Source organism: Streptomyces tatrensis, from assembly GCF_049310065.1.
In the GTDB taxonomy this organism is placed as follows: Bacteria; Actinomycetota; Actinomycetes; order Streptomycetales; family Streptomycetaceae; genus Streptomyces.
Map to the genome: position 1 here is coordinate 4,718,786 of NZ_JBMDLB010000011.1, position 23,573 is coordinate 4,742,358.

The following is a 23,573-nucleotide window of genomic DNA, read 5'->3' on the forward strand; positions in this document are numbered from 1 at the left end:
CGGTGGGCGCTGCGGCGCTGCGGCGGCTACGGATGCTGCGATTCTGCGCACGTACCGGTCGGTCTGTCACTACCCAAGAGTAGAAACGCGCGCGATGTTTCACGTGAAACATCGGCCGGGAGGAGACGGTCCGGGGCCGGGCTCAGCGGACGGGTGTCAGTTCCGGGTCCTCACGGAGCTTGACCAGCGCCCGGGAGACGGCGCTCTTGACGGTGCCGACGGAGACTCCGAGCAGCTCGGCGGTCTGGGCCTCGCTCAGGTCCTCGTAGTAGCGCAGGACGACCATCGCCCGCTGCCGGTCGGGCAGCCGGGTCACCGCGCGCCACATCGCGTCGCGCAGCGCCTGCGCCTCGGCGGGGTCGGCGGCCGGCGGTTCGTCGGCCTCGGGCAGCTCGTCGCAGATGAACTCGTCGACCTTGCGCTTGCGCCACTGGCTGGTGCGGGTGTTGACCAAGGCCCGGCGGACGTAGCCGTCCAGGGCGCGGTGGTCCTCGATGCGGTCCCAGGCGACGTAGGTCTTGGCCAGGGCCGTCTGGAGCAGGTCCTCGGCGTCGCAGGGATTGGCGGTGAGCGAGCGCGCGGTGCGCATCAGGACCGTGCCGCGGGTCCGGACGTACGCCGAGAACGACGGGTACGGCGTCGGATTCGAGGCGAACGTGCACACAGGCGTGGTCATGCCCCCACGCTAGAAGCGGCGCGGCCCCACCGGATCGGCCGTAGGTGCCGAAGCGGGATCCCCCTCAGGTTGTAGGGGTGAGGCCTGCCCCACCTCCTGAAGGTGGAGGAGGCGGGGCTTCCACCCGGAGGGGAACGGCGGGCGGGGTCAGCCGTCCGCAGCCGGGCGGGCGGCCGTCCGCGACGGGCGTGGTCAGCCGTCCGCGCCCAGGATCAGGCCGGAGGTCGGGACCCCGGTACCGGCTGTGACCAGGGCGTGGGCGGCGCCGGAGACCTGGTTGACGGAGGTTCCGCGGAGCTGGCGGACCGCCTCGGCGATGCCGTTCATGCCGTGCAGGTACGCCTCCCCGAGCTGGCCTCCGTGGGTGTTGAGCGGCAGCGCGTCCGCAGCCACGAAATCGGCCGCCTCCCCCGGCGCGCAGAAGCCGAACTCCTCCAGCTGCATCAGCACGAAGGGCGTGAAGTGGTCGTAGAGGATGCCGACGTCGATGTCCGAGGGCCGCAGTCCACTGGTCCGCCACAGCTGCCGGGCGACCACGTCCATCTCCGGCAGCCCGGTGAGGCCGTCCCGGTAGAAGGAGGACATGGCCTCCTGGCGGCGGCCCGCACCCTGCGCCGCCGCCGTGATCACGGCGGGCTTCTGCCGCAGGTCACGGGCTCGTTCGGCGGTGGTGACGACGATGGCCTGGCCGCCGTCCGTCTCCTGGCAGCAGTCGAGCAGCCGCAGCGGCTCGACGATCCAGCGCGAGGCGGCGTGGTCGGCGAGGGTGATGGGCTTGCCGTAGAAGTAGGCGGCCGGGTTGTTCGCGGCGTGCCTGCGGTCGGTGACCGCGACGTGGCCGAAGGCCTCCGGGGTCAGGTTGTAGGCGTGCAGGTAGCGCTGGGCCGTCATGGCCACCCAGGAGGCCGGGGTGAGCAGCCCCCAGGGCAGCGACCAGCCGAGCGCCGCGCCCTCCGCCGAGGGTTCGCGCTGCTGGACCCCGGATCCGAAGCGGCGGCCGGAGCGTTCGTTGAAGGCGCGGTAGCAGACCACCACCTCCGCGACCCCGGTGGCGACGGCGAGGGCGGCCTGCTGGACGGTGGCGCAGGCGGCGCCGCCGCCGTAGTGGATGCGGGAGAAGAAGGAGAGGTCCCCGATGCCGGCCGCCTGGGCGACGGTGATCTCGGGGCTCGTGTCCATCGTGAAGGTGACCATGCCGTCCACGTCGGCGGGGGTGAGCCCGGCGTCGTCGAGGGCCGCGTGCACGGCTTCGACGGCCAGCTTGAGCTCACTGCGGCCGGAGTCCTTGGAGAACTCGGTCGCGCCGATGCCGGCGATGGCGGCGCGGCCGCCGAGCTGGTCACGGGTGCGGACGCTCATGCCGTGCCCTCCGGGGTGCCGGAGCCGTCCGGCGTGGTGTCCAGCGTGACGGTGACGGTGCCCGTGACGTGGTGGCCGATGCCGTTGGCGCCGACCACGCGGATCTCGGCGGTGTCCCCGTCGAGGGCGGTGACGGTGCCGGTCAGCGTCATGGTGTCGCCGGGGTAGTTCGGGGCACCGAGGCGGATCGCGACCTTGCGCAGGACCGCACGCGGGCCGAGGTGGTCGGTGATGTACCGGCCGACCAGGCCGTTGGTCGTCAGGATGTTCATGAAGACGTCCGGGGAGCCCTTCTCCCGCGCGAGCACCGCGTCGTGGTGCACGTCCTGGTAGTCGCGGGAGGCGATCGCGCCCGCGACGATCAGGGTGCGGCTGACCGGTATCTCCAGCGGCGGCAGCGTGTCGCCGATGTTCATGCCTCGTCCCCCTCGGACGTGTCTTCGGACAGGACCGCGCCGAGCTCGGCCAGCAGTTCGCTGCCGCAGCCCAGGTACGCGTCGAGCTGGCGTCCCCACAGGAAGTGCCGGTGGACCGGGTGGTCGAGGTCGGCTCCCATGCCGCCGTGCAGGTGCTGGCCCGCGTGGACGACCCGTTTGCCCGCTTCCGAGGCCCACCAGGCTGCCGTCAGCGCGTGCTCGCCCGCCGGGAGCCCCTCGTCCACCCGCCAGGCCGCCTCGTACGCGGTGACCCGTATCGCCTCGGTGTCCATGTAGGCGTCGGCCGCGCGCAGCATGACCCCCTGGTTGGTGGAGAGCGGCCGGCCGAACTGCTCGCGGGTGGAGGTGTACTCCACGGCGCGGGCCAGCGAGCCCGCGCAGACCCCCGCCTGGAGGCCGGCGAAGGCGGTCCGGGCGACGGCCAGTACGTCCGCGCAGGCGCCCTCCCCGCCGACCCGTTCCGCCTCGGCGGCGGTCAGCGTCAGGACTCCGGCCGACCAGGGAGCGGTGGTCTCCACCGGCTCCGTACGCACCCCGGGCGCGTCCGTCCGTACGAGCCACAGGGCTCCCGCCGTGTCCGGGACCAGGACGTGCGTGGCCTCGCGCAGCCAGGGCACGGCGGGGGCGCTGCCGGTGAGCCGGCCGCCCGGCGAAGCGGTGATCCGGCCCCGGTTCGGGAAGGCCCCGGTGGCCACCGCGTCGCCGGAGCCGAGCGCGGGGAGCAGCCGGGCACGCTGCTCGTCGGTGCCGTGCCGGGTCAGGGCGAGGATCCCGTACACGCAGGTGGCGGCGTACGGGACCTGCGCGGTCGTGCGGCCCTGTTCCTCCAGCAGGAGCACCAGGCCGAGCAGCCCGACGTCCTCGACGGCGGCGGTCAGCCCGGCAGCGGTGAGGGCCTTCCACAGCTCGGCGTCACTGCCGGTGCCGGCGGCGCCGAGGCGGTCGTGGGTGGCGAGGTCGCCGAAGATCTGGGCGGCGAGTCCGGCCGCGGCGGCCTGCTCCTCGGTGGGGTGGAAGTCCATCAGGCTTCGCTCCCCCGGAAGACGGGCAGTTCCAGTTCCTCGTCCACGCGCAGGAACTCCAGGCGCACGGGCAGCCCGATGCGGACCTTGTCGTACGGGACTCCGGTGATGTTGCTGACCATGCGGACCCCTTCGGCGAGTTCGACGAGAGCCACCGCGTAGGGCGGGTCGAAGGCGGGGAAGGGCGGGTGGTGCATGACCACGTACGAGAACACCGTGCCGGCGCCGGACGCCTCGACCGTGTCCCAGTCCGGGCTCCCGCACGTGTTGCAGCCGGGGAGCCAGGGGAAGCGGAGCGTCGCGCAGGCGGTGCAGCGCTGGATCAGGAGCTTGTGCGCGCGGACGCCGTCCCAGAAGCCCTGGTTGTCGCGGTTGATCACGGGGCGGGGGCGCTGGGCGGGCTTGGCGGGCTTCTTCGGCTCGGCGGCCTTGCTCGGCTCGGTGGGCTTCTTCGCCGCCGGGACGTACTTGAGGATCCGGAAGCGGTGGGTCCCGGCCGGTTCGCCGTTCGCGCGGACGTCCATGCGGGTGGTCACGAAGTGGCCGGTGCCCAGCTTGGTCGTCTTGCGCGGGGACACCGACTCGATCACGGCGTCGAAGGTGATCGCGTCGCCGGGGCGCAGCGGCCTCAGGTACTCCTGCTCGCAGTCGGTGGCGACGACGGAGGTGCAGCCCGCGCCGTCGAGCAGCGTGAGGAGCTCGTCGTAGGCCGAGGAGCGGTCGGCGTGGCCGGAGAGCCCGCCCATCGTCCAGGCCTGGAGCATGGTGGGCGGGGCGATGGCGTCGGGCCCGGTGTAGGCGGGGTTGGCATCGCCCATCGCCTCGCACCAGTGGCGGATCATCGGCTCGTTGACCGCGTCCTTGCCCTGGCCGGCGGTGGCTGCGGGCTGCCCTTCGAAGGACGTGAGCAGGGTGTGGAAGCGCGCGGCTTCCGACTCCGCTTCCGATGCTTCAGTGGCGGTCATCGCTTCCTTCCCTTCATACCGAGCCGCATCATGGCGACGATCTCCCGTTGGACCTCGCTGACGCCGCCCCCGAAGGTGTTGATCTGGGCGGCCCTGTTCATCCGCTCCAGCTCGCCGCCCGCGAAGACCGCGGGGCCGGATCCCCGGATGAGCGCCTCCTCCCCCACCACCTCCTGGCAGATCCGGTACACCTCGACGGTGGACTCGGTGCCCAGGAACTTCACGCCGCTGGCGTCGCCCGGGGCCAGGGTGCCGGCGCCGACGTCCTGGACGAGGCGCCAGTTGAGGAGGCGTACGGCGGCCAGGCGCGCGTGGGCCTCGGCGAGCCGGGACTGGATCCAGGGGCGGTCCGCGGGGCGGTCCCCGGTGACCGGGTCGGGGGTGCGGGCGTGGTCGAGCGCGCCCTGGTAGAAGTCCTCGGCCTGCATGCCGATGGCGGCGAGGGCGACGCGTTCGTGGTTGAGCTGGTTGGTGATCAGGCCCCAGCCGCCGTGCTCGGGGCCGACGAGGTTCCCGGCGGGCACGCGGATGGAGTCGTAGTACGTGGCGGTCGTGGTCAGCCCGCCGACGGTGGCGATCGGGGTCCAGGAGAAGCCGGGGTCGTCGGTGGGCACCAGGATGATGGAGATGCCCTTGTGCTTGGGGGCCTCCGGGTCGGTGCGGCAGGCGAGCCAGATCCAGTCGGCGTTCTGGGCGTTGGAGGTGAAGATCTTCTGGCCGTCGATCAGCCAGCCCTCGTCGTCCCGGACGGCCCTGGTGCGCAGGGAGGCGAGGTCGGTGCCCGCCTCGGGCTCGGAGTAGCCGATGGCGAAGACGAGTTCGCCCTTGAGGATCCGGGGCAGGAAGTAGTCCTTCTGCTCCTGCGTCCCGTACTTCATCAGGGTCGGGCCGACGGTGTTGAGGGTGACCATGGAGACGGGGGCGCCGGCCCGGTAGGCCTCGTCGAAGAACACGAACTGCTCGTCGGGGCCGCGGCCCTGGCCTCCGTACTCGACGGGCCAGCCGAGGCCGAGGAGTCCGTCGGCGCCTATCCGGCGCAGTAGGGCGCGCTGCTCGGCGGGGTCCTCGGGCACCCCGTCCGGCAGCAGGTTTCCGAAGTACTCCCGCAGCTCGGCGCGGAGCCGCAACTGGCCTTCGGTCGGGGCGAGGTGCACGGCGCTGGCCTCCCGGCATCACATCATCAAGTGGAGCTGACTGTCCGTCAGATTCCAGGTGGATGTCAAGGCCGAGGTGGGCCGGGGGCGGACCCGGGTGCTGTGACGCGGCGCGCGGGAACGCCCGAAGGCGCCCGCACTACCGGACCCCAGCCGGTCCGGTCGCGCAGGCGCCCTGGGCAGTCGATGCGGCTCAGGCCGCGGCTACCACCAGGGGTAGAAGTTCACCGCGACGTTGGAGTTGTGCTGTTCGATCGCGGTGAAGGCCGAGCCGTTGACCTGCGCGGTGTTGTTCTGGTTGGACGCGCCGGACCCGGTGGCCACCTGCTGCGAGGTGGAGGAGTTGCCGTGGTTGTTGCCACCCACGCCGCTGCCGATGATGCTGGCGACGCTCGCATTCGATCCGTCGTTCGCGAAGGAGCCGTTGTCGGCCGATGCCACCCCGCCGAAGAGGGCGACGGCGAGGGGGAGAGCGGCGACGGCGGCGATGACGCGGGCGGTACGGATGCTTGCCATGTCTTTATCCTCCAGAAAACCGAAGTGGGGTGTACTCCAAGGCAGTTGGCCGACCGCCTCGGTCGTTCCGTGTGGTGACGACGTCTCGAGACCAGAGTTGCCCACCGAATCCCCGGCGAACCACCCCGGAGCCCTCGATTCCCCCGCAAGCATGACCAACATCGGATAAACCACCTTCACGCCCCCGGCGCCCCAGGTCAGCACCCTGAGACCCGCTGAAACCCCTGCCCGACAAGGGCTGAACCGTTCCACCAAACCGGCCGGCCCCGGACATGCCGAAAAGGGCCGCGCCGTCCGGGAACCCCACCGTCTCCCGGGCCTGCGGCCCTGCGCTGCCAAGCTTCACGCCCCCTGCACGCCCCCGGCGCCCGCCGGGGCCTTCCCACTGTGCCCCGCTCCGGGGCACCATCACGGCGCGATCCGCGGTCGCGGCCTACTCACACCGACCGACCGGGTTCCAGCGCCTGCGCTGCGTTGCGTTGCGTCTCTCTCGCGTTCTGCTGCCTTGCTCCTGCGTTGCTCCTGCGTGCTGCGGCCTACTGGGGGTGCTGGGCGCTACTGGTACTTGGTACTGGTACTTGGTACTGGTACGAGCACTGGGTGCTGCCGTGTCCTGCACACTGGGCGCCGCGCACTGGGCCTACACCTTGCACCTGCGCGCACTGCGTCCTGCGTCCTGCGTCCTGCGTCCTGCGTCCTGCGTCCTGCGTCCTGCGTCCTGCGTCCTGCGTCCTGCGATCAACGAGCCCTGGGGTCAACGGGTCCCGCGTCTGCCGCGGTACGAGTACTCCGTCACTCGTCGCTCCGTGCCGCGCGTTACGCGGCGAGCGCCATCTCCCGGCGAGCGGCTCCGACGCGGACCGCTGCGGCGAGCACGGCGCTACGGACGCCGGCGTCCACTCCGAACTCGGACTCGGACTCGGACTCGGCTCCGGAGCCGGCGGCCAGGGCGGTGGTGGAGCGGCGGACGGACGGGGTCTTGCCGTGGGCCTCGGCGCGGATGCGCTGCTTGATGGTGGGCGGGAGCGAACCACCGCGCATCATCGCCCTCCAGGTCCGCCGGGCCATGAAGGCCGGCCGGTTCGCCGCGGTGGCCGCGGGGGCGGCGGCGGGGGAGGAGGAGAGCGGGGTCGCGGCGGCCTGAGCGACCTTGCCGCCGAAGCCGAGGGTGGTGAGGAGGGCCACGAGGGCCGCGAGGACGGTGGTCCAGATCGACGCGATGGTGCTGCGGTGAGCCATGACGGGTCCCTCTTTTCGCGATGTTCCGACGGGTGGATCTGAATACATTCGTCATGATGCGGGCGCAACCGGAACGCCTCCACGCCCCGCGCCGATCTTCCGACAAACACCACCCAAAGGGGCTAATCGCACAATTCCAGGCCTCTGGATCCGTACGCGACACCAGGCCGGAACCCCGCCAGAAGATCGCCATCTCCCCATCTCTGGACGGATGTTGACATCCACTCAGCCCGCCCAGCATGCTCCATCCACGGCGCGGCGGATCTTCTTCTCATGGTCGGGGGACCAGGTTTCCATGCAGAACCGAAACGTACTGATATCGGGCGCCGGCATCGCGGGCACCGCCTTGGCCTACTGGCTGCGCCACCACGGCTTCCGGCCGACCGTGGTCGAGCGCGCCTCCGCCCTCCGTGAAGGCGGCTACAAGATCGACATCCGGGGTGCCGCGCTCGACGTGGTCTCCCGCGCCGGGGTCCTCGACGCGATCCGCGAACAGCGGACCGACGTCTAGGGCGGCTCCATCGTCAACGCGGCCGGCAAGCGGGTGGCGACGCTGGACGGCGACACCTTCGGCGGCCGCGCGGGCCACGACGCGGAGATCCTGCGCGGTGACCTCAACCGGATCCTCTACGACCTCGGAGTCGAGGGAGCCGACGGCGTCGAGTACCTCTTCGGCGACTCCATCGCCTCCGCCACGGAGACGGCGGACGGCATCGAGGTGGGGTTCGACAGCGGTGCGCGGCGCGTCTTCGACCTGGTCGTCGGCGCCGACGGGCTGCACTCCAACACCCGGGGACTGGTCTTCGGCCCCGAGGAGCGCTTCATCCGGGACCTGGGCTACTACGTCTCCATCTACAGCGTCCCCAACCACCTCGACCTCGACCGCTGGGAGCTGACCTACGTCTCTCCCCTGCGCACGGCCCTCACCTACAGCACGGCCAAGGACACCGGGGCCAAGGCGATGTTCCTCTTCGCCTCGGAGCCGCTGGAGTACGACCGCCACGACGTCTCCCGGCAGAAGAAGAAGCTGGCGCAGGCGTACGCGGGCGAGGCCTGGGAGGTGCCCCGGCTCCTCGCGGCGCTGGAGGAGGCCCCGGACTTCTACTTCGACTCCCTCAGCCAGGCCCACCTGGACCGCTGGTCCAAAGGCCGCACGGCCCTGGTCGGCGACTCCGCGTACTGCGCCTCGCCCGCCTCCGGACAGGGCACGAGCCTTGCCCTGGTCGGCGCCTACGTCCTGGCGGGCGAGCTCGCGGCGGCCGGCGGCGACCACGCGATCGGCTTCGCGGCCTACGAACGCGAGATGCGCGCCTTCGCCGAGGAGAACCAGAAGCTCGGCCCCTCGAACATCAAGCACATGGTCATGCGGACCAAGCGCCAGATCTCGATCCAGCTGACCGTCCTCTCCCTCCTCGGCCGCCTGCCGGGCAAGGAGCGGATGATGGCCAAGGTCATGCAGCCGATCCAGAAGGCTGCGAACTCCATCACCCTCAAGGACTACTGACCGCGCCGGCGGCGGGCGGGCGCCGGGGCGCCTACCACTGGCCCGGCGGGCGCACCGAAAATCCCTGGCCCCGCCTCCGCCCCGCGGAGGACGATTCCCGGCATGGGGACAGACATCTACGGCTTCATCGAGTGCCGCTGGGATCGCTGGCTGGACGAGGACGACCGCAGCTGGGGCAAGGCCGCCGACATCGCGGACCTCTACAACGGCCGCTCCTACGCCGCCTTCGGGTCACTGTTCGGCGGGCGCGAGACCACCGCGTTCCGTCCGCTCGCCGACTACCGCGGCCTGCCCACGGACGCATCTCAGGAGAGCCGCACGGCCGTCGAGTCGTGGGGCAGGGATTCGAGGGGCTCGTCCTGGATCACCTGGGCGGAGCTGGAGGCCGCGGACTGGGACGAACTCTCGAACGAGGTCGACGACTGCGTCCAGGAGTACCGCCGCGGCGCCGACGGAACCTGGGAGCTGTATGGCCGGAACACCGGCCTCACCCGCTTTGCCGAGCTCTCCGGCATCACCGATCCCCGAGCCATCTACCGTGCAGGCCGCGCCCACCCCGAGGGCACGGAGTGGCCCGACGGCGACCGTCTCTTCCGCATCGGCCGCCTCCGACGCCGGGACACCGTGCCCGAGAGCGACTGGGGCGCCGTCTGGTCCGTCATGCGGACCCTCGCGGGCCTGCACGGGGACGAGGGCGTCCGCCTGGTCGTCTGGTTCGGCTGACCCGCACTGCCAAGACGCCTGCGTGAGCCGGGGCGAACGCAGAAGGGGTGCCACCTGATCGGTGGCACCCCTTCGGGCTGGGCCTCGGCCCTGCCTGGTGCGGTGGGTGTGGGATTTGAACCCACGGTGACTCGCGCCACGACGGTTTTCAAGACCGTTCCCTTAGGCCGCTCGGGCAACCCACCTGGCGGGTACAGAGTACCGGGCGGTGGGGGTGGGTGGCGCTGGGGATTCGCAGGGGGTCAGGCGGTCTGGGCCTTGTCGTAGGCCGCCTTCGCCTCGTTGCCGAAGTACGGGCCGAACATCCGGTTCGGCAGGAAGGTGTAGCCGAAGCTGTTCACCGAGACCTGGGTGCCCAGGCCGGTCGCCTCGTTGAAGTCCTGGAACCAGGGGCCGCCGCTGGAGCCGCCGGTCATGTTGCACGGCAGGCTGTGGTCCTTGGTCAGCAGGAAGTCCTTGCCGCTGTTGCCGCTGCAGTAGACGAGCTTGGTCCCGTCGTACGGGGCCGCCGCCGGGAAGCCGAAGGCGTACATCTTCTTGTTGTAGCCCCCGTTGAAGACGATGCCCTGGGCTCCGACGGCCTGGCTGAGCGTCCGTCCGTTCAGCGGGGCGACGACGGCCAGGCCGACGTCCATGTTCATGTCCTCGCTCGCCACCCACTGGTCGGTCGCGAAGGTCTTGGTGGCCGTCCACTGCCCGTAGGGCGCGTTCCCGTTGTCGTATCCCGGGACGAAGATCCAGTCGGTGTGCCAGGCTCCCTGGTACTTCACGCAGTGGCCGGCGGTGATCACCGTGCTGCCGTTGGCGCTGGCGATCGAGTCGCCCGAGCAGGAGGCGCTCTTCCCGTTGAAGGTGAAGAAGACCCGGCCCGAGGTTCTGACCACCGCGCCACCGGAGGTCCAGGCTCCGCCCGGCTGGGGGAAGGCCGTGGGGGAGGCGTCGGCGGGGGTCGGGGCGATCGTCGTGGGGCGCTCCGCGGTGGTGGCTGCCGTACGCGCGGCCGTGCCCGGGGCGGCAATGCCCGGGGCGGCCGTGATGTCCAGCGGGGTGGCGGCCCGCATCCGCTCGGCCGACCAGGAGCCCGGGGCGGGGCGCTGCTCGGCGGCCGAGGGGGAGGCCGCCGTCAACGCGCCCGCGAGCAGGGCTCCCGTCGCGAGTAAGACCGATATGGCTGTCCGATGGCGATTCACGCATGACTCCTTCTGCCGTGCCCGGATGAAGAGTTGTCGGTGCGGATCGGGGGCAGAGTGGCACGCCGTGAACGAGATGTCAGGCACCAGTCGGAACGTTCGGTCGGTTCCGGCCAGGAAATGGCCAACTCCGGTTAGGTGGTGAGGAGGACACCCGCGTACGAGGCTCCGGCCACCACTACCCAGGCCGCGAGGCCGAGGAGGGCCGCACGGCCGCCGGTACGGGACAGGGTGGGCAGGTGGACCGCGCTGCCCAGGCCGAACAGGGCTGCGGCCAGCAGTAGCTCCTGGGCGGTGTGCGCCCACTCCAGCGCTACGTCGGGCAGTGTCCCGGTGGCGCGCAGCGCGGCCGCCGCGAGGAACCCGGCCACGAACAGCGGCACCGGAGCCGGCCGGCGGCCCGTGGGAGTGCGCACTCCGCGCCTGCGGGCCCGTACCGAGAAGGCCACCGCCGCGACCAGCGGGGCCAGCATCGCCACCCGCATCAGCTTGACCAGCACCGCTTCACCGAGAGCGCCGGGTCCTGCCGTCTGGGCGGTCGCCACCACCTGGCCGACGTCGTGGACGCTCGCGCCCACCCACCGGCCGAAGTCCGGGTCGGAGAGTCCGAGTGGAGACTGGAGGAGCGGGAGGACGGCTATGGCGAGGGTGCCGCACAGGGTGACCAGGGCCACCGAGGAGGCCACGTCCTCCTCGTCGCTGCCCGATACCTGGCTGACGGCTCCGATGGCCGAGGCTCCGCAGATCGAGTACCCGGTGGCTATCAACAACGGCTGGTCCCCCGGGAGTCCGAGCCGACGGCCGAGCCAGAGGGTGCCCAGGAAGGTCGCCGCCACCACCGCGGCCACCATCGCCACGGTGGCCCAGCCCAGCCGGAGCACCTCGTCCAGTCCCAGCGCCAGGCCCAGCAGGACGATGCCGATCCTCATCAGGCGCCGCCCGGCCAGGGAGAGACCCGGGCGCGCGGGGCCCCGTACGAAGGTCCGTAGACGGGGGAGGTGCGCCGCTGCGATGCCGAGCACCACCGACACCGTCAGCATCGGCGCCCAGGGCGCCAGCCGGTGCACCGACCAGGCCACCAGGACGCCGGCCGCCGCGAGGCCCAACCCGGGCCACGATGACGATGTTTCACGTGAAACATCGACCGGACTCGATGATCCCGCCCCGCGCACCGGGCGGTTCAGCAGGGCCATCAGTCGGTCGGCAGCGTGTAGACGCGGCGGACACTGCTGCCCAGGCGTACGACGTCGGCGCCGTAGACGTGCAGGGATATCGCCTTCGTACGACAGGAGTTGCGGACTTTGTGGATGTCGCCGGGCGGGGCGAACCCGCAGACCTCACCGGGGCCGTTGACCACGTGCTCGGTCGTCACCAGCCGGGCGCCGGTGGTGGCCGTGGCGGGGACGAGACGGTAGCGGAGCTCGCTCTCCTCACCCTCGTGCACCCCGGCCACGCACCACGAGACGTGGTCGTGGATGGCGGTCTCCTGGCCCGGCAGCCACACCAGGGCCACCACGGAGAAGCTGCCGTCCGGCTCCGCGTGCAGGACGTGCTGCCGGTAGCGGTCGGGGTGCCCCTCGCACTGCTCGGCGGTGAGCAGACCGGGCGCCCCCAGGTGCGGGGCGAGGCGTTCGCCGACCAGGTAGGCGGTCAGGTCGGGGGCCAGCCCCCGGTCCACGACCGTGCGGATCTCACTGATGAGGGCGGCCATCCTCGCGGTCGTGCGGGCCGGCGTGGTGGTGGTCATAAGGGGAGCGTCGAGGAGCCCACCCATCACGTCCAACGACAGTTATGAGATGAAATCCCAAGCTTGGCTTATGGGTTGAGGGTGGAGCGGGATCCTCCGGCGGGCCGGTTCAGCAGCCGACGCGGTTCGAGGCCGCCTGCCTCAGAGCCTCCAGCACCACCGCGGTCGCCGGGACCCGCAGATGGTCGCGGTACACGTGCGCGGCGATGTGACGGCGCGCGGCCGGCAGCAGGGCCCGCCCGCACACCTTGCTCAGCGAGAGCGAGGGCAGCACCAGGGCGGGCATCATGGCCACGCCCAGGCCCTGTGCGACCAGGCTCTGGACCACCAGGTTGTCGTCGGTGGCGAACCGGATGTCGGGCACGAAGCCGAGCCCCGCGCATTCGTGCAGCAGGTTCGCCCGGCAGCGCGGGCAGCCTGCGATCCACCGCTCCTCGGAGAGGTCCGCGAGGTGCACGGCCCGCCGCCGGGCCAGCGGGTGCCCGGTCGGCAGCAGCACCGTCAGCTGGTCCTCCATGAGCCTGACCTCGGCGACCTCTTCCGGGACCTCCTCGTGCAGCCCGGGATAGGTGAAGGCCAGGGTGATGTCGCACTCGCCCCGCTCCAGCCTGCGCAAGGAGTCCGGGGGCTCCCCCTCCAGCAGCTCGACCTGGATGCCCGGGTGTTCCTTGGCCAGGCTGCTCAGGGCTTCCGGGACCAGGGTGACGTTGGCGCTGGGGAAGCCGCACAGCCGGACGCGGCCGGTCCGCAGCCGGGCGTACGCCTTCAGCTGGGCCTCGGCGGCGGAGAGACTGCCGAGGATGGCCTCGGCGTGCCGGGCCATCGACTCCCCGGCCTCGGTGAGCTGCATGCGGCGTCCCACGCGGGTGAACAGCGGGGTGCCGACGGCGCGTTCGAGCGCCTTCATCTGCTGGGTGATCGCGGGCTGGGTGTACCCGAGGACCCGGGCGGCGGCCGAGTAGGACCCCGAGGCGACCACCTCGTGGAACGTCCGTATGTGCCGCGAATCGAACACGGTCGAAGCATAAGCGGACGTTGGGAGGGGCCGCAGGCACAATCGCGCCTACGGCCCCTCACCATCAAGCCAGTTGGTCCTGCCGCCGCCGGACTGCTTCGTGTGCGGCGGCCGTCGGCTACTTGTCGCCGACCCGCGAGCCGAGCGTGATGTCCACCGTGGTCGGCTTGCCGCCGCGCAGGTAGGTCAGCTTCACCGTGTCACCCGGCTTGTACGTCCAGATCTCGCTGATCAGGGTCGGGCCGCTGTCGATCGGCTTGCCGCCGAGCTCGGTGATGATGTCGCCGGGCTTCAGCCCCGCCTTGCCCGCCGGGCCGTTCGGGTCGACCAGCTCGTTGGCCGAGGCGCCCGTCTCGGAGATCTTCGCGCCGTTGGTCTTGGCCGCGAGGTCCACGGAGACCGAGATCACCGGGTAGACCGGCTTGCCCGTCTTGATCAGCGATTCGGCGACGTTCTTCGCCTGGTTCACCGGGATGGCGAACCCGAGGCCGATGGAGCCGGCCTGGCCGCCGCCGAAGCCGCCGTTGCCGGCCGACTGGATCGCCGAGTTGATGCCGATGACCGCGCCCCGGCTGTCGAGCAGCGGACCGCCGGAGTTGCCCGGGTTGATCGAGGCGTCCGTCTGGAGGGCGCTCATGTACGAGTTCTTGCCGCTGGAGCCGTCACCCGAGGCGACCGGGCGGTTCTTGGCGCTGACGATGCCGGTGGTGACCGTGTTGGACAGGCCGAACGGAGCACCGATCGCGATGGTCGAGTCGCCGACGGCGACCTTGTCCGAGTCGCCGAGGGGCAGCGGCTTGAGCCCGGACGGCGGGTTCTTCAGCTTGATGACGGCGACGTCGTACCCCTGGGCCTGGCCGACGACCTCGGCCTCGTACTTCTTGCCGTCGGAGAAGGTCGCGCTGAGCTTGCCGCCGTTGGCCGCGGAGGCGACCACGTGGTTGTTGGTGAGGATGTGGCCCTGCTGGTCGTAGACGAACCCGGTTCCGGTGCCGCCCTCGCCGTCTCCGGCCGAGGCCTCGATGGTGACGACGCTGGGCAGCGCGCCGGCGGCCAGGCCCGCGACGGAGCCCGGATCGCGCTTGAGGTCCTTGGGCGTGTTCCCGGCGCTGACCGTGGTGGAGCCGGAGCCGTTGGCACTCCGGTCGGCGGCCCAGTAGCCGACGCCGCCGCCGACGCCTCCCGCGAGGAGCGCCGCCGCGAGGACGCCCGCGATCATGCCGCCCTTGCCCTTCCGCTTGGGCTGCGGTGCGCCGTCGGTGGCCAGGGGCACGCCCCAGCCGCCACCGCCCTGGCCGTCACCGGCCCCGTACGCCGGGGCCGCGGGCGGCGGGGGAGGCCAGCCCTCGGCTCCCATCGCCTGCGGCGCGGGGGCCTGAGCGGGGGCCTCTTCGTACGCCGGGTGCACCGGCGGGACCGGGCTCTCGGCATAGGCGGGAGCCGGAGGCTGGACGGCCGCGGCGGGCTGGGCCACCGGGGTCTGCACTGCCGGGGGCTGAGCCGCCGGGGTCTGGGGGAGCTGCTGGGTCGGCTCCGTGCCGGGCGCGGGCGCCGGCGGCAGCTGCTGCGTCACCGGCTCCACGGGCGCCGGCGCGGCGGGCGCGGACGGCGCTGCGTCGACGGGCGCGGCCACCGGGGGTACGGGCGGAGCCGCGGGGGGTGTCGGGGCCGCGGTGCCCTCGTTCTCGGTGCTCACAGCGCTCTCTCCTCGTCACACACGGCTTCAGAAATACGGGCGATATCGGTCCGACCGAACGTTCGACGTGCCGTACAAGTTCCTGGGCAAAGCCTTTCCCATGCCCCGTCAGAGCACTGTAAGCCGGACCTGTGAGTCTCCCCCATCCTTTATCTCCGACATTTCAGGCGCATCCCCAGAAGCGCCCGCAGGGCTCTCCCCGACATCCGGGCCCTTCCCGGTGGCACCATGGGCCGGTGAATCACGCAACGCCGCGCCCCATCCAGGTCGTCGCCCACCGCGGCGCCTCGGAGGATGCCCCCGAACACACGCTGGCCGCCTACCGCAAGGCGATCGAGGACGGGGCCGACGCCCTCGAATGCGATGTCCGGCTCACGGCCGACGGCCATCTGGTCCTGGTCCACGACCGGCGGGTGAACCGCACCTCCAACGGCCGCGGCGCCGTCTCCGCCCTGGAGCTGGCCGATCTCGCCGCCCTCGACTTCGGCTCGTGGAAGGACCGGGAGGAGTCCCCCGACTGGGACGCCGACCCCGAGCGGACCTCCGTGCTCACCCTGGAGCGGCTGCTGGAGCTGGTCACGGACGCCGGGCGCCCGGTACAGCTGGCGATCGAGACGAAGCACCCGACCCGCTGGGCCGGACAGGTGGAGGAGCGCCTGCTCTTCCTCCTCAAGCGCTTCGCACTGGACGCCCCGCCCGCCGAGGGGCCGCACCCGGTCCGGGTGATGAGCTTCTCCGCGCGCTCCCTGCACCGGATGCGGGCGGCCGCGCCGACGGTACCGACCGTCTACCTGATGCAGTTCATCTCACCCCGGATGCGGGACGGGCGGCTGCCGGCCGGAGTGCGGATCGCCGGGCCGGGGATGCGGATCGTGCGCAACCACCCGGCCTTCATCCGAAAACTTCAGGCCGCCGGCCATTCCGTTCACGTGTGGACCGTGAACGATCCGGAAGATGTTCAGCTCTGCGCTGATCTGGGTGTGGAAGCGATCATCACGAACAGGCCGCGACAAGTTTTGTCACAGCTGGGGCGCTGACGTCCCGCTTTGCGCACTCGCCACAGGCGCACCACCCGTTACGGGGTGTGCACCGGCGCATCCACTCCGCGTTCGGTCTCCGTGAATGCGTCAGAGGGCGCCGGTCCGGCGGTTTCCGGTCCAGGCCATTGGGGCATCCAGACCATGCGTGGGGCTAAGGAGGTTCCGGGGGTGGCGTTGATGGTGGCACAGGAAGTGCCCACGTCGTCGTGCATGGACGTGTCCCATGGTCCTGCGGGCGTGGGCGAGGCGAGGCACCGGATGCGCGAGCAATTGCGCATCAGCGGAGTGTCCGAATCGATCGTGGATGACGCCGTTCTGATCCTTTCCGAACTGCTCAGCAATGCCTGCCGACACGGCAGACCGCTGGGAGCGCGGGACATCGGGGACGGCGGGATACAAGCGTCGTGGCGCGTCGACAAGGCGGGGCGGCTGACGGTCGAGGTCACGGACGGCGGCGGGCCCACCCGCCCCATCCCGGCCAAGCCCTCGGTCACCGCGCGGGGCGGGCGGGGGCTGAACATCATCAGCGCCCTGGCCCAGGACTGGGGTGTCCGGGACGGAGCGGCGGGTGAGGTCACCGTCTGGGCGACCGTTGCCTGTGGGGCCCGGCACGAGGATTTCGCTACGCGCGTTGCGCCCCCGGCGATCGATTTCAGTACGGCCTTCGACGATCTGGATCCCTGATCCGACCGGTACTTGACCGACCGTCCCGGATCCCCGATCCGACCGGTCCTCGACCGCGGGTGGACGGATGGCGGCCGTCCGGGAGCGCACGCCGACCGTGCTCCCGGCCGCACCCCACCGGTTGTGGCGGTACGAACGGCTAGGCTCGCGCCCAGACCGACGCCGTACCGCCGCAACCGGGAGACACCCACGATGGCCAAGAAGCGCCCCGCCGCGAAGTCCGCAAAGCCGCAGCTCAACAGCGGGGAGATCCCGGTAGTGGGCGCTCGCGAGCCCTGCCCCTGCGGATCCGGGCGCCGCTACAAGGCCTGCCACGGCGCGGCCGCCGCGCACGCCGTCACCGAGCACGTGGCCCGGCCGTTCGAGGGCCTGCCCGGCGAGTGCGACTGGGTGGCGCTGCGCGAGCTCGTCCCCGCCGCCACCGTGCCGCTCACCCTCAAGGGCGGACTGCCCGAGGGCGTCCCCTCCGTCACGCTGGTGACCGTACTCCCGCTGGCCTCGCCGGCACTGCGCCGCGAGGACGGCTCCGTCCTGCTCGGCCTGCAGAACGACTCGACCAGCGGCGACCTCGCCCGGGACATGGCCGACACCCTGGAGCGCGCGCTCGTTGCCGAGCCCGGCACCGTCGTCGCGGCCCGCCGGGTTCCGGCCGAGGGTCCGCGACTTCAGGATCTCCTGTCCGTGGACGACGGTTTCGAGCCGGTTGTCCACAGCGGGTTCGAATTCTGGCTTCCGGAAGCGGAGAGCGCCCAGAACGCCTCCCCGGAGATCGCCGCCTCCCTGGAGCGCGCCAACGCCGCCGCCATCCCGACCGTCAAGCTGACCGGCGTGGACGCCGCCTACTGGTGCGAGACCCCGGACAAGAACCACCTGCGCTGGGTCATGCCGCACGCCGAGGAGAAGCTGCTCGACGCACTCGCGCGGCTGTCCGCCGCGGGTACGTCCTCGCTCGGTGAGGGCACCAAGCTGGTCGGCTCCTTCCGCGCCCACGGCCTGATGGTCCCCGTCTGGGACCTGCCGACCGGAGTCTCGGCCGAGGACGTGGAGAAGCCCGCGGCCGAGCTCGCGGAGCGGCTCGCCGCGGCCCTCGCGACGGACGCGCCGCTGACCACGGAGGAGCGCCGTGCACGCGGCGGCCTCACCAACCGCCAGGTCACGCTCAGCTGACCGGATGGCCGGCCCGTTCGCGGGCCGGCCACGAGGGTCCGCGGGAGAGGGCGCGCGAGAGTGCGCGGGAGGGCCCCCGGGAGGGTCCCCGGTGACCGCTCACCGGTGACCGGAGTCACAACTCCCGCTAATCGCCTGCAAATCGGTGTCCGAATATCAGAGATCGAATTTGCGAACAGGCGATCTCTTGTTACCGTTCTTGTAGCCCGGTCGCTGGTGCATCCCCCGTCGCCAGCGACCGGGCCCTTGATTTTCCGGTGACGCTCAACCGTCACCCGGTACCGGTGAGTTGCTCCCGGACCGCAGGAGCAGGGCTCCTTCATCATCCGGAACTGCAAATTCCGCTACGGCCGAGTAGTCCTCCGGGTCCCCCGCCGACGACTCCCTCGGCGTTTCGCACAGCCCCGGTTCGTCGCCCGCGCCGACCGCGCAGCGGATCTGCACCGTGCGCCCCGCCGGACCCATCACCGTGAGCACCGCGTCGAGCGCGCGGCCGCTGGCGTTCCGGTAGTAGCTGCGCCCCCACGTCCGACCCTCGCCCGACAGGACGCACGTCTGCGCCTCCACCCCCTGGGGGGAGGACAGTTCGGGGCCGCAGCGGGCGTCCGTCTGCGGTTGCTCGGCCGGGCCCGGGCGGGCCGGCGCCGCGGCGGGAGGCTGCGTACGGGACCGGCCGGAAGCCGAACTCGCTCCCGAGCCGCCCGAACCGGCCGAACCCCCGGACTTCTCGTCGGCCGCGGAGTCCGATGACCCCGGGTCGTCCTTGGGCGGGTGGCCCAGGCCGAAGGTCGAGAGCAGCCCGCCGCCCTTTCCGTCGCTCTGACCGGCGAAATCCGGCCCGGCGATCGCTCCCGCCAACGGGAGCGACAAGATGATCAACACACCGGCGCCGATACCGATCAGGCGGAGATTCATTCGCCGAAGATAGCGATGCGGGAATGGGGCGCGGAGATCCCCGCGCCCAATTCCCTTGGAAACTCGTCTCGCTGGCACCCGTACGAGTGATCCGTCAGTGCACGGACGTCAGTACGCGAGAGCGCACGGGCGTCAGTACGCGAGAGCGCACGGTCAGTACGCGAGCCGGCTCCCGCCGCCCGGGGCCCCGCTGCTCGCCTCCACCAGCGCGTCCACGACCGCCTCCACCTCCGGCAGCCAGACCTTCCCGGCACCCGCGGGCTCGCGCTCCCACCGCACCTGGCCGCCGCCGATCGCGGAGGAGGGCGGCAGCAGCAAGTAGCCGCCCTCGCCGTGGAAACGCAGCGAGGAGGGCACGTGGTCCTTGGCGTAGAGGATCTCGCCGAGCCGCTCCAGCGAGTACGGCGCCACGAGCAGCGACCACCGCGTGGGCGTCGCCACGATCGGCCCGAGCCGCATCCCGTCGGCGTCCAGCCGTACGACGGCACGCGCGGCCGCCGCGGCGGGCAGGCTCACCGCGCAGGGCGCGCTCCCGCCGGTGGCCAGCAGGATCGGGGCACCGGCCCGGTTGGCCCACCACCAGGACACCATCCGGGGGTCGGTGGTGGCCGCGAGCAGGCCGGGGTCGAAGGGGTGCGCGCCGGGTACGGCGCAGTCGGGGTCGGGGCAGGCGCACCGCGAGCTGTCGGTGCCGGAGCGTCCGACGCCCGGCAGCACGGGCCAGTGCCAGGTGGCGGCGCAGGTCAGCGCCGCTTCGACGAGAGCCGGCGCATCACCCTGCGGCGGGGCGGGGCGCAGGGATTGCAAGCGATTGCGGAGCCGCTGGAGACGCCTTCCGAGGATCTCGCGCATGAGCGCTCGTTCCTTTCCGTTGAACGCCGAGGGCCACATCACACCATGTAAGCGGTGGTTCACCACACGTACACGTTTCGCGTCACTGTCCGCCTGAAGCAGGTTCACACGGTTCGTGCAGTTTTCTTACGGGTCCATGAAACGTCCGTCGGGGGCGGTACGCGACCCGGGACCGCGCGGGGGACGGCTGTCGTCGATGGGGACGACGGGCCGTGCCCGACGGTTCCCGGCGAGCACCGGGCTGCGCCAACTCTCCCCGGGTGCAACGGATTACGTACCCGGACCGGCCGACTGACTCGCCCAGTCGACCGCAAAAACCATCCGCTTCCCGCTTTTTCCGGCCAAGTTCTAGCCCTGACCGGACAGTGAGTTGCCGTCCCACGGACACCAGGATTCCCACCTGGGCAATGCTGGACATCGCTCCTCGTGTGCGTGTAGATGTGGATTCATTGATAGCGGCGCAGCATGATCTGGGGGTTTGCGATGCTATATGGCGAATCGCACCAGCTGGAAAGGCGGACGCCATGAGCGCCCCGCATCTGCCGAAAGTGGCTGGAATCGATCCAGCTGTCACAGCGTCCCCGCACACTGTGGCGCCCACACCGGCGCCCACGGCCGTGTCCACATCGACGAGCCCTCGAGCGGTCCACCCGCCGGCGCAGGGCCCTGCGGCGAGCTCGGTCATTCAGGACCGTCTCGCGGGCATGGTCTCCGACCTCACCACCCTCCACGAGCTCACCGAGCGGCTCGCCCGCGCCAGTGACCTCACCGCCTCCCTCCATGAGTTCCTGCGGGCGGGTGCGGCCCTCGTCGGCGCCCGTCGCGGCCTGATCGTCCTGGAGCCCTCCGACGGACTCGGCCCCACCACCACGATCGGCCTCGGCCTCGGCCACGCCGACCTCGGCCACATCGAGACGGTGCCGCGCAGCGCCACCTCGTACGGCCGCATCCTCGACGGTCTGCCCGACGCCAACGGCGGCTCGGAGGTCCTGCCCGAGCCCGGCACGACCGCCGGCCCCGGCGGCGACGGTTACGCCACCCCCGTCGACCCCCGCCACCGCGAGGTCGCCGCCCGCCTGGGCTACGCCGCCAGCTACGCGCTGCCGCTGACCGCCGACGCCACCGGCCGGCTCGGCGCCGCCGTCTGGCTCTACGACGAACAGGCCGAGCCCAGCGACCGCCAGCGCGACCTGGCCGGGCTGTACGTCCGGCACGCCGCCGAGCACCTGGCCCGGATGCTGGAGGTGGAGCGCGCCCGCGCCGGCCTGGCCACCGTCGCCGAGGAACTGCTGCCCAGCCGGCTCCCCCGGATCCCCGGGGTCCAGCTCGCCGCCCGGCACTACACCGGCCCGCACGGCGGAGGCGACTGGTACGACGCGCTGCCGCTGCCGGAGGGCGCCCTCGGGCTGGCCGTCGGCTCCGTCACCGGCTCGGGACCGAGCGCCGTCGCCGCGATGGGGCGGCTGCGCGCCTCGCTGCGGGCGTACGCCGTCATGGAGGGCGAGGACCCCGTCGCCGTCCTCTCCGACCTGGAGCTGTTGCTGCGCCTGACCGAGCCCGCGCGCTCGGCGACCGCGCTCTTCGCCTACTGCGAGCCCGCCGGGGGCCAGCCGGGCGGCCCGGCGGGCAGCCGGGGGCGCAAGCTCATCCTGGCCGGAGCCGGGCACACGCCGCCGCTGCTGATCGGCGAGCGGCGCACCGAGTACGTGGAGACCACTCTCTCCGCACCGCTCGGAATGCTGTCCTGCTGGGAGGCTCCGAGCGTGGAGATCGAGCCCGAGCCCGGAGAAACGGTGCTGCTGTACACGGACGGGCTGCTCCGGCGCACCGGGGACCCGATGGACCGTGCGTACGCGCGGCTGCACGCCGCTGCCGCGGGGATCCCCCGTAGCGCCCGCGAGGACCCGGCCGCCATCTGCGACCACATCCTGCGGACCGTGCTGCCGGACGGCGAAGGGGACGGGCCCGCTTCCCCGGCAGACGCCTCCGAGGACATCGTGCTGCTTGCGGCGCGGTTCGAGTGACGAGACGGTTCGTGACGAGGGGATTCGAGTGACGGGGAAGTGAGAGGCGGGTCGTGTGACCTGGTTTGGCGGATTTGTCACACGACCCGTCGGCGGGCGTCCGCTCACACATACGATGGATGAGGTCCATACCCGGTCCGTGTCCGTCGTACTGAGGAGAAGACGTGGCTGACGAGCTCACCCCGGAGACCCCGGAAGAAGAGCAGCCCAAGAAGAAGCACAAGCAGCGCAAGAACGGGCTGTACCCGGGTGTCAGCGAGGAGCTCGCCGCGAGCATGCGCACGGGCTGGGCAGACACCGAGCTGCGCGGACTGGAGCCGATCGCCCAGGCCGCGCACACCGCCGCCCGCCGCTCCGCACTGTCCCGGCGCTTCCCCGGCGAGCGGCTCGTCGTCCCCGCCGGACGGCTGAAGACCCGCTCGAACGACACCGAGTACCCCTTCCGCGCCTCGACCGAGTACGCGTACCTCACCGGCGACCAGACCGAGAACGGCGTCCTGGTCCTGGAGCCCGTGGGGGAGACCGGCCACCGGGCCACCGTCTACCTGCTGCCCCGCTCCGACCGCGAGAACGGCGAGTTCTGGCTCTCCGGCAGCGGTGAGCTGTGGGTCGGCCGCCGCCACTCCCTCACGGAGGCCGAGCAGCTCCTGGGCATCCCGGCCAAGGACGTGCGCAAGCTCCCCGAGGAGCTGGCCGAGGTCGAGGGCCCCGTCCGCAGCGTCCGCGGACACGACTCCGTCATCGAGACCGCCCTGACCGACAAGGTCACCAAGGAGCGCGACGAGGAGCTGCGCGTCTACCTCTCCGAGGCGCGCGCCGTGAAGGACGCGTTCGAGATCGGCGAGCTGCAGAAGGCCGTCGACTCCACCGTCCGCGGCTTCGAGGACGTCGTGAAGGTGCTCGACAAGGCCGAGGCCACCTCCGAGCGCTACATCGAGGGCACCTTCTTCCTGCGCGCCCGCGTCGAGGGCAACGACGTCGGCTACGGCTCCATCTGCGCCGCCGGCCCGCACGCCTGCACCCTGCACTGGGTCCGCAACGACGGCGACGTCCGCTCCGGAGACCTGCTGCTGCTCGACGCCGGTGTGGAGACCCACTCCCTCTACACCGCCGACGTCACGCGCACGCTGCCGATCAGCGGCACGTACACCGACATCCAGCGCAAGATCTACGACGCGGTCTACGAGTCCCAGGAAGCCGGCATCGCCGCCGTCAAGCCGGGCGCGAAGTTCCGCGACTTCCACGACGCCTCCCAGCACGTGCTCGCCGAGAAGCTCGTCGAGTGGGGCCTCCTCGAGGGGCCGGTCGAGCGCGTCCTGGAGCTCGGCCTGCAGCGCCGCTGGACCCTGCACGGCACCGGCCACATGCTCGGCATGGACGTCCACGACTGCGCCGCCGCGCGCACCGAGGCGTACGTCGACGGCACGCTGGAGCCGGGCGTGTGCCTGACCGTCGAGCCCGGTCTGTACTTCCAGGCCGACGACCTGACCGTGCCGGAGGAGTACCGCGGCATCGGGGTCCGGATCGAGGACGACATCCTCGTCACCGAGGACGGCAACCGGAACCTGTCGGCCGGTCTGCCCCGCACCTCGGACGAGGTCGAGGCCTGGATGGCGCGGCTCAAGGGCTGACGCCACCGCTCGTACGC

At 71.6% G+C, this 23,573-nt stretch carries 23 protein-coding genes and 1 tRNA gene; 8 read left to right on the plus strand and 16 right to left on the minus strand.

What is annotated here, in order from left to right; all coding sequences use genetic code 11:
- Nucleotides 1-142 precede the first annotated feature (142 nt).
- The 8 genes from ACODT5_RS37310 to ACODT5_RS37345 all read right to left on the minus strand — a co-directional run bounded on the left by ACODT5_RS37310 (nt 143) and on the right by ACODT5_RS37345 (nt 7,368).
- Nucleotides 143-676, minus strand: a complete 534-nt coding sequence (locus ACODT5_RS37310) for a SigE family RNA polymerase sigma factor (RefSeq protein ID WP_385368712.1) — start codon at nt 674-676, stop codon at nt 143-145.
- Between the two features lie 192 nt (nt 677-868).
- Complete coding sequence (locus tag ACODT5_RS37315; RefSeq protein WP_250738542.1) at nt 869-2,035, minus strand: lipid-transfer protein; 1,167 nt, start codon at nt 2,033-2,035, stop codon at nt 869-871.
- The gene (locus ACODT5_RS37320; protein WP_422523461.1) at nt 2,032-2,451 is read right to left on the minus strand and encodes a MaoC family dehydratase; all 420 of its coding nucleotides are present in this window, start codon (nt 2,449-2,451) and stop codon (nt 2,032-2,034) included. Before ACODT5_RS37320 ends, ACODT5_RS37315 begins: the two co-directional genes overlap by 4 nt.
- The gene (locus tag ACODT5_RS37325) at nt 2,448-3,494 is read right to left on the minus strand and encodes an acyl-CoA dehydrogenase family protein (RefSeq protein WP_422523462.1); all 1,047 of its coding nucleotides are present in this window, start codon (nt 3,492-3,494) and stop codon (nt 2,448-2,450) included. The genes ACODT5_RS37320 and ACODT5_RS37325 overlap by 4 nt, the downstream gene beginning before the upstream one ends.
- Nucleotides 3,494-4,459: a bifunctional MaoC family dehydratase N-terminal/OB-fold nucleic acid binding domain-containing protein gene (locus tag ACODT5_RS37330; RefSeq protein ID WP_422523463.1), complete on the minus strand. Its 966-nt coding sequence runs from the start codon at nt 4,457-4,459 to the stop codon at nt 3,494-3,496. Before ACODT5_RS37330 ends, ACODT5_RS37325 begins: the two co-directional genes overlap by 1 nt.
- Complete coding sequence (locus ACODT5_RS37335) at nt 4,456-5,613, minus strand: acyl-CoA dehydrogenase family protein (protein ID WP_422523464.1); 1,158 nt, start codon at nt 5,611-5,613, stop codon at nt 4,456-4,458. Before ACODT5_RS37335 ends, ACODT5_RS37330 begins: the two co-directional genes overlap by 4 nt.
- Before the next feature lie 204 nt (nt 5,614-5,817).
- Nucleotides 5,818-6,129 (minus strand): hypothetical protein, encoded by a 312-nt coding sequence (locus tag ACODT5_RS37340; protein ID WP_243331303.1) that lies wholly within the window; start codon nt 6,127-6,129, stop codon nt 5,818-5,820.
- 816 nt (nt 6,130-6,945) lie between these two features.
- Nucleotides 6,946-7,368, minus strand: coding sequence for a DUF6344 domain-containing protein (locus tag ACODT5_RS37345; RefSeq protein WP_422523465.1), 423 nt, complete (start codon nt 7,366-7,368; stop codon nt 6,946-6,948).
- Between the two features lie 295 nt (nt 7,369-7,663).
- Here ACODT5_RS37345 and ACODT5_RS37350 point away from each other — a divergent pair, with 295 nt between their 5' ends.
- From ACODT5_RS37350 to ACODT5_RS37360, 3 genes are all read left to right on the plus strand, one after another.
- Nucleotides 7,664-7,879: an NAD(P)-binding protein gene (locus ACODT5_RS37350; RefSeq protein ID WP_422523466.1), complete on the plus strand. Its 216-nt coding sequence runs from the start codon at nt 7,664-7,666 to the stop codon at nt 7,877-7,879.
- A 33-nt stretch (nt 7,880-7,912) separates the two neighbouring features.
- Entirely contained in the window at nt 7,913-8,872 is a 960-nt protein-coding gene (locus ACODT5_RS37355; protein WP_422523467.1) for an FAD-dependent monooxygenase, read from the plus strand.
- Between the two features lie 102 nt (nt 8,873-8,974).
- Nucleotides 8,975-9,595, plus strand: a complete 621-nt coding sequence (locus ACODT5_RS37360) for a hypothetical protein (protein WP_422523468.1) — start codon at nt 8,975-8,977, stop codon at nt 9,593-9,595.
- A 100-nt stretch (nt 9,596-9,695) separates the two neighbouring features.
- Here ACODT5_RS37360 and ACODT5_RS37365 read toward each other — a convergent pair.
- The 6 genes from ACODT5_RS37365 to ACODT5_RS37390 all read right to left on the minus strand — a co-directional run bounded on the left by ACODT5_RS37365 (nt 9,696) and on the right by ACODT5_RS37390 (nt 15,243).
- Nucleotides 9,696-9,780 (minus strand) — tRNA-Ser (locus ACODT5_RS37365).
- A gap of 57 nt (nt 9,781-9,837) precedes the next feature.
- On the minus strand, nt 9,838-10,785 hold the full coding sequence (locus ACODT5_RS37370; protein WP_422523469.1) for a trypsin-like serine peptidase: 948 nt from the start codon (nt 10,783-10,785) through the stop codon (nt 9,838-9,840).
- 134 nt (nt 10,786-10,919) lie between these two features.
- On the minus strand, nt 10,920-11,978 hold the full coding sequence (locus tag ACODT5_RS37375) for a YeiH family protein (protein ID WP_422523470.1): 1,059 nt from the start codon (nt 11,976-11,978) through the stop codon (nt 10,920-10,922).
- Nucleotides 11,978-12,532, minus strand: coding sequence for a cysteine dioxygenase family protein (locus ACODT5_RS37380; RefSeq protein ID WP_422523471.1), 555 nt, complete (start codon nt 12,530-12,532; stop codon nt 11,978-11,980). The genes ACODT5_RS37375 and ACODT5_RS37380 overlap by 1 nt, the downstream gene beginning before the upstream one ends.
- Before the next feature lie 109 nt (nt 12,533-12,641).
- Nucleotides 12,642-13,547: a LysR family transcriptional regulator gene (locus ACODT5_RS37385; protein WP_266907002.1), complete on the minus strand. Its 906-nt coding sequence runs from the start codon at nt 13,545-13,547 to the stop codon at nt 12,642-12,644.
- Nucleotides 13,548-13,665: 118 nt separating this feature from the next.
- Entirely contained in the window at nt 13,666-15,243 is a 1,578-nt protein-coding gene (locus ACODT5_RS37390; RefSeq protein WP_422523472.1) for a S1C family serine protease, read from the minus strand.
- Nucleotides 15,244-15,479: 236 nt separating this feature from the next.
- On the opposite strand from ACODT5_RS37390, the gene ACODT5_RS37395 reads away from it, so the two are divergent.
- From ACODT5_RS37395 to ACODT5_RS37405, 3 genes are all read left to right on the plus strand, one after another.
- Nucleotides 15,480-16,280, plus strand: a complete 801-nt coding sequence (locus ACODT5_RS37395) for a glycerophosphodiester phosphodiesterase (protein ID WP_422523473.1) — start codon at nt 15,480-15,482, stop codon at nt 16,278-16,280.
- Between the two features lie 180 nt (nt 16,281-16,460).
- A complete protein-coding gene (locus tag ACODT5_RS37400) occupies nt 16,461-16,967 on the plus strand; it encodes an ATP-binding protein (RefSeq protein WP_422525149.1) in 507 nt (168 codons plus the stop codon).
- Nucleotides 16,968-17,159: 192 nt separating this feature from the next.
- The gene (locus ACODT5_RS37405; protein WP_422523474.1) at nt 17,160-18,134 is read left to right on the plus strand and encodes a DUF5926 family protein; all 975 of its coding nucleotides are present in this window, start codon (nt 17,160-17,162) and stop codon (nt 18,132-18,134) included.
- 264 nt (nt 18,135-18,398) lie between these two features.
- On the opposite strand, the gene ACODT5_RS37410 is transcribed toward ACODT5_RS37405, so the two are convergent.
- Both ACODT5_RS37410 and ACODT5_RS37415 read right to left on the minus strand, forming a co-directional pair.
- Nucleotides 18,399-19,049, minus strand: a complete 651-nt coding sequence (locus ACODT5_RS37410; protein ID WP_422523475.1) for a hypothetical protein — start codon at nt 19,047-19,049, stop codon at nt 18,399-18,401.
- A 153-nt stretch (nt 19,050-19,202) separates the two neighbouring features.
- Nucleotides 19,203-19,901, minus strand: coding sequence for a bifunctional DNA primase/polymerase (locus ACODT5_RS37415; RefSeq protein WP_422523476.1), 699 nt, complete (start codon nt 19,899-19,901; stop codon nt 19,203-19,205).
- A gap of 407 nt (nt 19,902-20,308) precedes the next feature.
- Between ACODT5_RS37415 and ACODT5_RS37420 the strand changes: the two genes are divergently transcribed.
- Nucleotides 20,309-21,925: a PP2C family protein-serine/threonine phosphatase gene (locus ACODT5_RS37420; RefSeq protein ID WP_422523477.1), complete on the plus strand. Its 1,617-nt coding sequence runs from the start codon at nt 20,309-20,311 to the stop codon at nt 21,923-21,925.
- Nucleotides 21,926-22,089: 164 nt separating this feature from the next.
- Nucleotides 22,090-23,556 carry an aminopeptidase P family protein gene (locus tag ACODT5_RS37425; protein WP_422523478.1) on the plus strand — a complete coding sequence of 489 codons (1,467 nt, stop codon included), beginning with the start codon at nt 22,090-22,092 and terminating at the stop codon, nt 23,554-23,556.
- The last annotated feature ends 17 nt before the right edge of the window (nt 23,557-23,573 follow it).